This is a genomic window from Salinivibrio sp. IB282 (assembly GCF_001995685.1).
Lineage (GTDB): Bacteria > Pseudomonadota > Gammaproteobacteria > Enterobacterales > Vibrionaceae > Salinivibrio > Salinivibrio kushneri.
In genome coordinates, this window is sequence record NZ_MUET01000081.1 from 1 (window position 1) to 10,571 (window position 10,571).

At 51.9% G+C, this 10,571-nt stretch carries 11 protein-coding genes; 3 read left to right on the plus strand and 8 right to left on the minus strand.

From position 1 onward, the window contains the following. The 5 genes from BZG14_RS13290 to BZG14_RS13310 form a co-directional block, all read right to left on the minus strand. The coding region (locus BZG14_RS13290) for an AMP-binding protein (RefSeq protein WP_158011757.1) at positions 1 to 883 on the minus strand (883 nt) is incomplete at its 3' end. Between the two features lie 65 nt (positions 884 to 948). Then, on the minus strand, positions 949 to 2,400 hold the full coding sequence (locus BZG14_RS13295; RefSeq protein ID WP_077608955.1) for a bifunctional 2-methylcitrate dehydratase/aconitate hydratase: 1,452 nt from the start codon (positions 2,398 to 2,400) through the stop codon (positions 949 to 951). Positions 2,401 to 2,443: 43 nt separating this feature from the next. Next, positions 2,444 to 3,595, minus strand: a complete 1,152-nt coding sequence (prpC, locus tag BZG14_RS13300) for a bifunctional 2-methylcitrate synthase/citrate synthase (protein WP_077608956.1) — start codon at positions 3,593 to 3,595, stop codon at positions 2,444 to 2,446. Between the two features lie 114 nt (positions 3,596 to 3,709). Next, a complete protein-coding gene (prpB, locus tag BZG14_RS13305) occupies positions 3,710 to 4,579 on the minus strand; it encodes a methylisocitrate lyase (RefSeq protein ID WP_077608957.1) in 870 nt (289 codons plus the stop codon). 71 nt (positions 4,580 to 4,650) lie between these two features. Further along, positions 4,651 to 5,364: a GntR family transcriptional regulator gene (locus BZG14_RS13310; protein WP_077608958.1), complete on the minus strand. Its 714-nt coding sequence runs from the start codon at positions 5,362 to 5,364 to the stop codon at positions 4,651 to 4,653. Between the two features lie 229 nt (positions 5,365 to 5,593). Between BZG14_RS13310 and BZG14_RS13315 the strand changes: the two genes are divergently transcribed. Together BZG14_RS13315 and BZG14_RS13320 are read left to right on the plus strand one after the other, a co-directional pair. Continuing rightward, positions 5,594 to 6,205, plus strand: a complete 612-nt coding sequence (locus tag BZG14_RS13315) for a YitT family protein (protein WP_077608959.1) — start codon at positions 5,594 to 5,596, stop codon at positions 6,203 to 6,205. 180 nt (positions 6,206 to 6,385) lie between these two features. Further along, a complete protein-coding gene (locus BZG14_RS13320; protein WP_077608960.1) occupies positions 6,386 to 7,258 on the plus strand; it encodes a (2Fe-2S)-binding protein in 873 nt (290 codons plus the stop codon). Here the strand turns inward: BZG14_RS13320 and BZG14_RS13325 are convergent. Further along, positions 7,255 to 8,370, minus strand: coding sequence for an endonuclease/exonuclease/phosphatase family protein (locus tag BZG14_RS13325; RefSeq protein ID WP_077608961.1), 1,116 nt, complete (start codon positions 8,368 to 8,370; stop codon positions 7,255 to 7,257). The genes BZG14_RS13320 and BZG14_RS13325 overlap by 4 nt on opposite strands. A gap of 29 nt (positions 8,371 to 8,399) precedes the next feature. Next, positions 8,400 to 8,885, minus strand: a complete 486-nt coding sequence (locus BZG14_RS13330) for a hypothetical protein (protein ID WP_069362819.1) — start codon at positions 8,883 to 8,885, stop codon at positions 8,400 to 8,402. 317 nt (positions 8,886 to 9,202) lie between these two features. Between BZG14_RS13330 and BZG14_RS13335 the strand changes: the two genes are divergently transcribed. Continuing rightward, positions 9,203 to 9,658: a methylglyoxal synthase gene (locus tag BZG14_RS13335; RefSeq protein WP_077608963.1), complete on the plus strand. Its 456-nt coding sequence runs from the start codon at positions 9,203 to 9,205 to the stop codon at positions 9,656 to 9,658. A 72-nt stretch (positions 9,659 to 9,730) separates the two neighbouring features. Here BZG14_RS13335 and BZG14_RS13340 read toward each other — a convergent pair whose 3' ends face one another. Next, positions 9,731 to 10,156, minus strand: coding sequence for a GIY-YIG nuclease family protein (locus BZG14_RS13340; RefSeq protein ID WP_077608962.1), 426 nt, complete (start codon positions 10,154 to 10,156; stop codon positions 9,731 to 9,733). Positions 10,157 to 10,571: the final 415 nt, after the last annotated feature.

The following is a 10,571-nucleotide window of genomic DNA, read 5'->3' on the forward strand; positions in this document are numbered from 1 at the left end:
CAATATACGAGTGCCCCACTACCCAGCCGACATCCGACGCGGCCCAAAACACTTCACCGGGTTTGACGTTATAAATCGCGCTCATGCTGTACTTCATCGCCACCGCGTGGCCGCCATTGTCACGTACTACGCCTTTGGGTTTACCCGTGGTACCGGAGGTATAGAGGATATATAAGGGATCCGTAGCATTGACGGGCACCGGTGCTGCAGGCTTTGCTTCAGCCAATAACGCTGCCCAGTCGGCATCACGCGGGTTGTCTAAATTGGCGCGGCACATTGCACGTTGATAGACCACCACATGGTCGGGTTTGTAGCGGCTGTCCATGATGGCTTGATCAACCATCGGCTTATACGCCAAGGTTTTCTCGCCTTCAATCCCGCATGAGGCGGTGAGCACCGCTTTGGGCTCCGCATCTTCAATCCGTACCGCCAGCTCGTTCGGGGCAAAGCCACCAAACACCACCGAATGAATAGCACCAAGCCGTGCACACGCGAGCATCGCTACGGTTGCTTCTGGGATCATGGGCATATAAATCACCACGCGATCGCCTTTTTCAACCCCTAGCCCTGCCAGCATGCCCGCCACTTTCGCCACATAGTCACGCAGCGCCGCATAGGTGTAGGTGGTTTTTTTATCGGTAACCGGTGAGTCGTAAATCAGCGCGGTTTGCTCGCCCCGGCCTTGTTCGACATGGGCATCGAGTGCCATATACGCGGTGTTCATAGTGCCATCGGCAAACCAGCGCTCAATGCCATTGTCGTCTTTGCTAAGCATGGTTTGAGGAAAGGTAAACCAATCGAGCTGTTTGGCCTGTGCCTGCCGAAATCCCTCGGGATCACGGCTAGCCCAATCCGCGTGGTGTTGATAACTGGCTTCTTGCATAAGCGGCTCCTTATCGCCCGCGATCAGCGAGCGATGAGTTAGCAAGCAACGTGTTGAGAACGTGCTTAGTTAATCACAAACAGCGACATAAATTCGTGCACCGGGGTTTTCTCCAGCGCGGCCTGGTCGTTACATAAGGCGGCAATTTTATCGCTCTGTGCTTGCGGGAACCGAGTTACCAAGTTGGAGCGGAATTTTTGCTCCAGCACAGGGATCCCTTCCTCGCGGCGACGGCGATGACCAATCGGATATTCCACCGCGACTTGTTCAGTGTGGCTGCCATCGGTAAAGAAGATTTGGATCGCATTGGCAATCGAGCGCTTGTCGGCTTCTAGGTATTCCGCGCTATAGCGTGGGTCTTCTTTGATCACCATTTTTTGCCGTAGCGCATCAATACGCGGATCGGCGTGATGGAAAGCGTCTTCATAGTGCTCGGCCACTAGATTGCCGTATAGCAGCGGTACTGCCACCATGTATTGCAGGCAGTGGTCACGGTCAGCCGGATTAGCCAACTCCCCTTCTTTAGAAATGATGCGAATGGCCGATTCATGGGTGGTGATTTCAATACGTTCAATCTCATCCACGCGGTCTTTCATCTGTGAATGCAAGGTCACCGCCGCTTCTACCGCAGTTTGGGCATGAAACTCTGCTGGGAAGGAGATCTTGAACAGCACGTTTTCCATCACATAGCTGGCAAAGTCTTGTTTGACACTAAAAGCGTTGCCGTTAAATAGCACATCGTAATAACCCCACTTAGGTGCGCTGAGCACCGACGGCAAGCCCATTTCACCTTTCATGGTGATCATCGCCAAGCGCACCGCACGGGAGGTGGCATCGCCCGCCGCCCACGATTTGCGTGACCCGGCGTTCGGCGCATGGCGGTAGGTGCGCAGCGCACAACCATCGACCCACGCTTGTGAAACGGCATCAATGATCTGGTCACGATTACCGCCCAGCATTTTGGTGACCACCGCCGTCGACGCCACGCGCACCAGTAAAACGTGATCGAGCCCGACGCGGTTAAAGCTATTTTCAAGAGCAAGCACGCCTTGGATCTCATGCGCTTTGATCATCGCAGTCAGCACATCGCGCATGGTAAGCGGCGGTTTGCCTTCGGACACGGCCACACGGCTTAAATAATCGGCAGTGGCCAAAATGCCACCTAGGTTATCGGACGGATGGCCCCACTCGGCGGCGAGCCAAGTATCGTTAAAATCGAGCCAGCGAATAACACACCCGATGTTAAACGCGGCAGTGACCGGATCAAGCTCGTGGGAGGTGCCCGGCACACGCGCACCATGTTGCACAGTCGTCCCCGGCACCAGTGGACCCAGGTGTTTGGTGCATTCAGGGAAACGTAGCGCCAGCAAGCCACAGCCTAGGGTATCTATCAGGCAGTTACGCGCGGTGTTGTAGGCTTCCGCCGACTCAATCGGCGTGCTATCGACATAATCGGCAATTTGCACCAATAACGCATCGGGATCCGGGCGCTGGTTCAGTTCTACGTTGTTGCTCATGGTCAATTCCTTCTGTAATTTCAATCGGGTGAATGCGCGCCGATTAGGGGCGCTGATCGATAGGTAGCCAATCCTGGTGTTCAGGGCCGTCGTAATCGGCACTGGGGCGAATAATGCGGTTATTGGCGCGCTGCTCAAACACATGCGCCGCCCAGCCCGTTACTCGGCTCATCACAAAAATCGGGGTAAACAATTTGGTCGGGATCCCCATAAAGTGGTAGGCCGACGCATGATAAAAATCGGCATTGGGGAACAAGCCTTTTTCGCGCTTCATCACCTGCTCAACCCGCTTAGACACATCATAAAGCCAAGCGTCTGGTGCGTTCTGCGCCAGCTGTTTCGACCAATGCTTAATAAGGGCATTGCGGGGATCTGACTCGCGGTAAATTGCATGGCCAAAACCCATCACTTTGTCCTTGTTGGCCAGCATTTGCATTAACCCTGCTTCGGCTTCGTCAGGCGACCGCCACTGTTCCAGCATCGCCATTGCCGCTTCGTTGGCACCGCCATGTAATGGGCCGCGCAAACTGCCGATGGCCGCGGTAATGCAAGAGTGCAAATCAGACAAGGTGGACGCGCACACACGGGCGGTAAAGGTCGAGGCATTGAACTCATGCTCAGCATACAGCACCAGCGAGCAATGCATCACAGATTCATGCAGTGGCGACGGCGTTTCATCAGTGAGCATTTTCAGGAAGTAACCGCCAATGCTTTTCACCTCTGGCTGATAGGTATCGACCCGCACGCCATCATGCGAGTAGCGGTACCAATAGCAGATAATGGCCGGTAACATCGCCAACAGCGTATCGGTTTTATCCGTTTGCTCACTAAAATCGGTTTCTTGATCCAAATTACCCAGCATCGAGCAGCCAGTACGCATCACATCCATGGGGTGCGCATTGGCCGGGATCCGTTCCAACACCGCTTTTAAGGCGTCAGGTAATCCCCGCTTGCCAACCAAGGTTTCGGTGTAGTCAGCCAGTGCTTGGCGATTGGGGAGTTGACCTTTGAGTAGCAGGTAAGCCACTTCCTCAAATTGGGCGTGATTGGCTAAATCGGTAATGTCATAACCACGATAGGTTAATCCAGTGCCGGTTTGCCCGACCGTACACAAGGCGGTGGTGCCGGCACTTTGACCACGCAGGCCTGCGCCAGAGGTTGGTTTCTCGTTAGGTGCGACGGCGACATTTGTCATGATTGGCTCCTTTCCTTTGATGCCATCAGATTCAACCGCTGCATGAATCCGTGAACGTGATGATAATTCCAGTGGTGTAACCGACGTTTTCACACCGTGGGTGTGCGTCCGTGATCACTCTTTGCCAAATAGGCGATCCAATTGCTGTTCGTAGGCGTGATAGCCCAAGAAGTCATAGAGCGCATCACGGGTTTGCATGGTGTCGACCACGTTTTTTTGGTGGCCATCATCCAGTAGGTGTTGATACACATTGAGGGCGGCTTGGTTCATGGCGCGAAACGCAGAGAGCGGATACAGCACCATGCTGACTCCCACGCTCGCCAGCTCTTGGCTGGTAAACAGTGGGGTTTGCCCAAACTCGGTGATATTGGCCAGTACCGGCACCTCTACTTGCTCGACAAAGGCTTGGTACTGTTCGAGCGTTTGCATGGCTTCTGGGAAAATCATGTCCGCTCCCGCTTTTACGTATGCTCTGGCGCGGGCAACGGCACTGTCCATGCCTTCCACCGCCAAGGCATCGGTGCGGGCCATGATCACAAATTTAGGATCGGTGCGCGCGTCCACCGCCGCTTTAATGCGGTCGACCATTTCAGCTTGGCTGACAATTTCTTTGTTGGGACGATGACCGCAGCGCTTTTGCGCCACTTGATCTTCCATATGCACCGCGCCCGCGCCGGCTCGTTCCATTTCACGAACGGTACGGGCAATGTTGAGCGCACCGCCAAAACCGGTATCAATGTCCACCAGCAAGGGCACGTCTGTCGCTGCGGTGATCCGGCGGACATCTTCCAACACATCGTTAAGCGTGGTGATCCCCAAATCCGGTAAGCCATAAGAGGCATTAGCAATCCCACCTCCTGACAGGTAAATGGCTTGATGCCCTACTCGCTCTGCCATCATGGCGCAATAGGGGTTAATGGTGCCGACGACTTGCAGCGGAATATTGCTGCGCACCGCTTGGCGAAAACGTGCACCTGCACTCATAGTATTCTCCTTGTAAATTCGTGGCTTAGCGGGGCTTACCACCGCACTATTTTTAATTCGTCAGTTGCTATTCAATCTGCTATTTGCTGTTCAATCAGTTGGCGGCTGCGCTGAATATGACGACGCATCAGCATTTCGGCCAACTCGGCATCGCGCTCACGAATTGCCGCTAAAATTTGCATGTGCTCTTGCAGCGCTTGCTGGGGGCGAGAATGCGCTCGGGGCGATTGAAATCGATACATTCGCAATAGGTGGTACAACTCACCACACAACAGATTGATCAGTTTGTGGTTATGGCTGGCTTTGATGATGCAATAGTGAAAATCAAAGTCGCCTTGTTGATGAAAGTAGGCCGCCCCCTCCACCCGCTCGATATAGGCATGGTGGGTGTCGAGCACCGCACTGAGCTGCTCAATTTCCGCATCGGTGATGTGCGCGCACGCCAGTCTTGCGGCCATGCCCTCTAACGCTTCTCGCACCGCATAAATCTCAGCCAATTGTCGATGCGTGAGTGTCACGACTCTCGCACCGACATGAGGGACGCGCTCGACCAACCCCAAGGCTTCGACCCGCATCATCGCCTCGCGCAGTGGGCCTCGGCTGACGCCAAATGCAGCAGCTAACCCCGCTTCCGATACTTTGGTGCCCGCTGGATAGGTACCGGTGACAATCGCCTCGATAAGCTGTTCAGTCAGGCTGGCTGACTTGGTGGGCTCACGTGACTCAGCTGGCGCCAATTGCGTGTGCTGATCGAGAACCTGGTCACTTGTCGACAATAAAGACATAAAAACCGCCTATAAACTTCAATAGAGCCAGAATAGAATAAGATTGTAGACAATGTAGATTAGACTTTGGTCTGTAGCGACACACTTTTATCGTGATCAAAACCACAACGTAAATGATAATGTACGCATTGGATTGTTATCCACTTGTTATCAAACAGGCGTTTGACTCGACCTATTCAACCAACGGCGTATGGTGTAGCGGTCGTTTTAATAGGGATAGAACGCAAATATGGATAAAAATCATTCCAAGCGTGAAAACGCACTCGCGCTACTCATTGGTAGTAGTCTGGTGTCACTTGGCATCTTCTTTTTCAACCAAGTAGGCCTACTCACCGGCGGTACCGCTGGGCTGGCACTCTTTTTACAACGTGTCACCGACTTTAGTTTTGGTGAGCTTTTCTTCGTGATCAACCTACCTTTCTATTGGCTCGCTTACACCCAAATGGGTAAACGCTTCACCTTAAGTACCTTGGTCGCCGTCAGCATTGTGTCTTTCTGTGCTGATCACTTACATCACGTGCTCACCATTCAAAGTATTCATCCCGTCTATGCCGCTTTGATTGGCGGTGGCCTCATTGGTATGGGCATGCTGGTGATGTTTCGGCATCAATGCAGTTTGGGCGGGTTTAACACCTTAGCGCTGTTCTTACAGCAACGATTCGGCATCCGCGCCGGGAAAGTGCAAATGGCGCTGGATTGCTCGATTGTGGTGTTGTCACTGATGGTCGTTGACCCATGGCTGATTGCCTTATCGGTCGCCGCGGCGATCACCACCAACCTCGTGCTCGCCATGAACCACAAGCCTGGACGCTATCAAGTTCAACCTCCTTCAACCGCATAATGGCGGTGAGTGTTGAGAGGCGGGTTTTCGCCTCTTTTCCCTCAAACTCCATCCACTCAAGTTTGGCGTGTTATTCGTGCCATCTTCGCCGCTCGCACGCCTAAATGCGAATCACTCTTACAATTGATTGCTGCACATGCTAAATTTCGCGTTTTGATCGCCTATCATAAAGGAGTGTTGATGAACGCGGCCGATCCTAGCGTTGATGTGTTAAGCCTGCCCACCACGGTTGCACTCGCCCCTTTCCCTTCTGTTTTAGGCTTGTCTGTGATCCCTGATGATGTAGTGGGCACGTCACTTCAAGAACAGCTCACGACTGAGCACGGATTGACGCAGTGTTTTTCCGCCGTCAACGCCACCTATGGCGACGCAGATAACCGCGCCCAAGGCACGCTCTTTATCGGCGCTTATGCCTATGAGTTTTTGCTGCCCGTGCTGGCCAGCTGGCTACAAGGCGGGCAGATACCATCACTGGACTTGGATAATTGGCAGGTCAAATACGAACCTACCCGCGTCACTAAACCCAATGGCCAAGAGCTTGTTTATCACAAGCCACATTTTTACCTCAATGCCTTGATTGGCTGGAAACAGCCAGCGGCAGAAGATTGGCAGGCTATTTTGCACGGCGCGTTGTTACGTCACTTTTCGCCGATCGTCGATGCGGTTGCCGAGCAAAGTGGTATGCGTGAAGGGCCACTTTGGAAAGTGGTTGCCGATTCAATCTGTATTGCCTTTTTGATGGTGGGTAAACATCGTGACTGTGAACAGGCCGCGCGTGACGCAGCTCTATCGATCGTCCATCAACGCGGCACCCCACTTTATAGCAAGCGCAGTGGTTTTCACGATGTGACCGTCTACGATCCAAACGATACCCAAACCGTGCTGCAAACCCATAGCTTCCGTCTGCGCGGCGGCTGCTGCCGGATCTTTACCGTCGATGATCACAGTTATTGCTCAACCTGCTGCTTTTTAAAACCTGACGAACAAGCTAAGCGCCTTGCAGAAGTTGCGTGTCAGCGTGAAGGCGTGGCACTGGACACGCAGCCTCGCTAACTCAGCGCCACATCGACCCAAACAAGACGATGATCGGAGTGGGCACGCGCATTTTCTTGGCCGTTTTTATCACAAATCAGTGGGTAATCGGCATCATCAGACGCCGGCCAAAATACGCCAGAGGCTTGCACCGCTAGCTCTCGCGAAGGTAGGACGTAATCGAGGCGTAACCCACCGTTATGGGTAGCGATGGCCCGCCCTTTGCCATCGATAAAGCGGAACACATGAAACTGTGCCGCGTCACTTTTTGGCACCTGCGCCCCAACTGCAACCTCGGGATGCACCCGCGGATGGTGAAGCAAGGCGCCAATGGCTTGCTTGTCCCCATCACCATAGCTCGGATCCGCATTTAAATCGCCAATCACCACAAACGGTGTCTCAGGAGAAAGCCCGCCGTGAGCGCCCTTGTCGTCCACCAGCCAATCGGCATTATCCAAAAGGCCAATCAGTTGGTGAATTTCATCACTGTTGCGCCGCCAGTTACGCTTTTCTGGCCCATCAAACACCGGCGGTGTGGGATGACACGCCACCACCTGTATTCGTTTATCACCAACCAAAATCGGCACTGACACCAAGTTTTTCGAGGCGAGGCGTAGCGCCGTTTGTGCCTGTTCGGTGTAGTAGTCCGCGGGAATTTGATGCTGAGGAAGCTGATGCCACGCGAAGTCTTGCCACGTGCGAATCGCATCGTCTTCGATGGGGTAACGCGATAAAATCACATAACCAAACTGGCCATGATAGTCGCCAAAGCCATGACATTGCTGGGCTCGATTTAATCGTTGATGCATGCTGACCGGCACCGTGAGTTTTAACCCCGTGTTGGTGGCGGGCAAGTAGCGATACGGATAATCAATCGGCGTGTCACCGTGTTGCGATTCGGCCAGGTGACGCTCACAAAATGTGGCGAGCGCACCATCGTCGCCACCGTTGCCCGGATGATCGAATTCACAAAGCACCGCCACATCGGGGCGCACCCGCTGTAAGGTTGCGGCGAGATTTTTAATTTGTCGGCTGGGGGCAGGCGCTAGCATCTTTGCTTTAATGTCACCAGCCTGACGCCCGGCTAGAGAGAGGTTGAATTGCGCGAACCTAAGGGTAAAAGGTGTTGTCATGACATCCCACGAGTAAGCTAAAAGGCAAGCTATTTTAACAAGCTATCAAGGGCGCGACGAATTTGCCGCGCATCGTCCTCTGCTCGATGCGGCGTCGGCCCCAGTGCCTCCATTTCGCGACTAAAATCGCGCCGATCCAGATCGCTGTGCTTTTTTAGCCATTGATTCACCTCCATTAAGGTGAATGAAGGACGCATATAGCAGGCTTTATAAAGTCGCCCCATCCAGAACAGATCCCATTGGCTATCGCACAATACATGTTCAAAAGGCGCGAGGGTCTGGTTGAGATGCTGGCATACTTCAAGAACACTGATCCCTTCGCTAAAAAGACGTTCACGCGAGATCCCATGAATTCGGGTTTCGGCTTCATTGTCCCAGTGGTGCCAATGTCCACTGGCGGTGGAAGGGTCAATCAAAAAACTATGGCTGTCACCACTTGGTAACACGTACCCGACCTCAATCGGGTAAGACACTAACGACAAACCGGATGCTTCAAAATCCAGTGTCACCCACATACGCGTACTCCTTGCTCATAAACACTCCTGCATGACTAGGCACTTCCATTGCCTGATTACCTAACTGTAGCCTTTTTGTTGCTACTTGGATGGGTTGTCGCGCTACTTTTGCGTGCTTGATTAACAAGTGGGTGAAAAAATAGATTTTATTTCATGTGCTTGGCTATTTTTTTATTGATAATGTGATAATTCTGACAAGTGACCGTCGGAGTTTGTCAGTTAGGCGCTATATTTCATCGCCGGATTGATTTAGGCTTCGGTAAATGCTGCGGTAGGCAGTTTGATAGCAACCACCTTGTTAACGAGGGATAATGGGTATGAAGCAAACGTCTCGGACCATGCTTGCGCGTAAACACGTCGCGTTAGTGGCGCACGATCACTACAAAAGCGCCTTGAGCGAGTGGGTACAAGAAAATAAAGAGATACTGAGTCAGCATGAGCTGTATGCCACCGGCACCACCGGGCATATTCTTGCGCGAGAAACCGGATTAAAAATCACCCCGTTAATCAGCGGCCCCATGGGGGGTGACCAGCAACTCGGGGCGATGATTTCTGAACAAAAAATTGATGCGATGATTTTCTTTTGGGATCCGCTCAATGCCGTGCCACACGATCCGGATGTCAAAGCGCTACTCCGCGTAAGCACGGTTTGGAATATTCCCGTTGCCACCAATCGCTCAACCGCACGCTTTCTGATCACGTCGCCGCTATTTGGCCAAGAGGTGGATGTTCAAATCCCTGATTATCAAGCGTACTTAGACGAACGTTTATGAGTACAATTTATCACAGCAACTGATAGATCATTAGGAGCAAAGGTGTTTCTCCTTTGCTCCATTTTAAATGCATTAGTTACTATTTAAACCAACTACTCGAGAGCCTAACTTTTCTTTGTATAGATTTTCATACGCTATGACATCTTCTTTATCAAGGTTTGCAGGTAGTGTTTGTAGCAACGTAAATTTTAGTCCCTTGTGGTAATCAGAGTTTTTTTCGCAATGCTCTTTGAGTTGTTTATTGTTGCCATGTCTCGTTTTCACATAGCTTTTCCAGCGCTGCCAGACCCCTTCCTCTCCATAGGCCGCGCCGACATAATGCTGAGCTTCAGCATCAGGGTTTGTATCTAAGATCAAATAAATACCATTTACTGCAGACAAACGTGAATACCAGTCTTGGTTAGCATCCTGGTTATTAATGAGCACGTTTAACTCATCGAACGTCAGAACAAAGTTGAGTAGCCCCGGAAAGGTGCCTAAGTATCCTTTTGGTAGCACTTCCAGAACTTCCTTATCGTTATTTTCTACCCATTGGTGCCACGATATAGCAGCTCCTCCCCAATCAATTACAACCCTATCCTTGTAATCTTTAAAGCTATCTACTTCTTGTAGATCGTAGTAATACTTCTCGTTGTCGTAGCGAGAGCCCTCTACCTTAAAAGCACCAATAAATAGTGACTTACTCCTATCCAGACCAATAAAGGAAAAGATATATCGGTAGATTTCAAGGTAGTTGACCAGATTTTCTAATTAAGCGGCACTTTTTTGACCGCCTCGTTGATTGTCTTCTGAGCTGCTTGGATTGAGTGTTACTGAACTAACAGGTGTCCAGTCACGCGTTTCTTTAGCCCAACGCTCAGGATGCTTGGCTTTTGCCTGCTGATAGACGGCATGCCGTTTCGCTAACACCTGA

What these genes read in the sequence shown, in the direction of transcription:
- BZG14_RS13295 (WP_077608955.1), bottom strand. Translation starts at nt 2,400, where the DNA reads ATGAGCAACAACGTAGAACTGAACCAGCGCCCGGATCCCGATGCGTTA.
- prpC (WP_077608956.1), bottom strand. Translation starts at nt 3,595, where the DNA reads ATGACAAATGTCGCCGTCGCACCTAACGAGAAACCAACCTCTGGCGCA.
- prpB (WP_077608957.1), bottom strand. Translation starts at nt 4,579, where the DNA reads ATGAGTGCAGGTGCACGTTTTCGCCAAGCGGTGCGCAGCAATATTCCG.
- BZG14_RS13310 (WP_077608958.1), bottom strand. Translation starts at nt 5,364, where the DNA reads ATGTCTTTATTGTCGACAAGTGACCAGGTTCTCGATCAGCACACGCAA.
- BZG14_RS13315 (WP_077608959.1), top strand. Translation starts at nt 5,594, where the DNA reads ATGGATAAAAATCATTCCAAGCGTGAAAACGCACTCGCGCTACTCATT.
- BZG14_RS13320 (WP_077608960.1), top strand. Translation starts at nt 6,386, where the DNA reads ATGAACGCGGCCGATCCTAGCGTTGATGTGTTAAGCCTGCCCACCACG.
- BZG14_RS13325 (WP_077608961.1), bottom strand. Translation starts at nt 8,370, where the DNA reads ATGACAACACCTTTTACCCTTAGGTTCGCGCAATTCAACCTCTCTCTA.
- BZG14_RS13330 (WP_069362819.1), bottom strand. Translation starts at nt 8,885, where the DNA reads ATGTGGGTGACACTGGATTTTGAAGCATCCGGTTTGTCGTTAGTGTCT.
- BZG14_RS13335 (WP_077608963.1), top strand. Translation starts at nt 9,203, where the DNA reads ATGAAGCAAACGTCTCGGACCATGCTTGCGCGTAAACACGTCGCGTTA.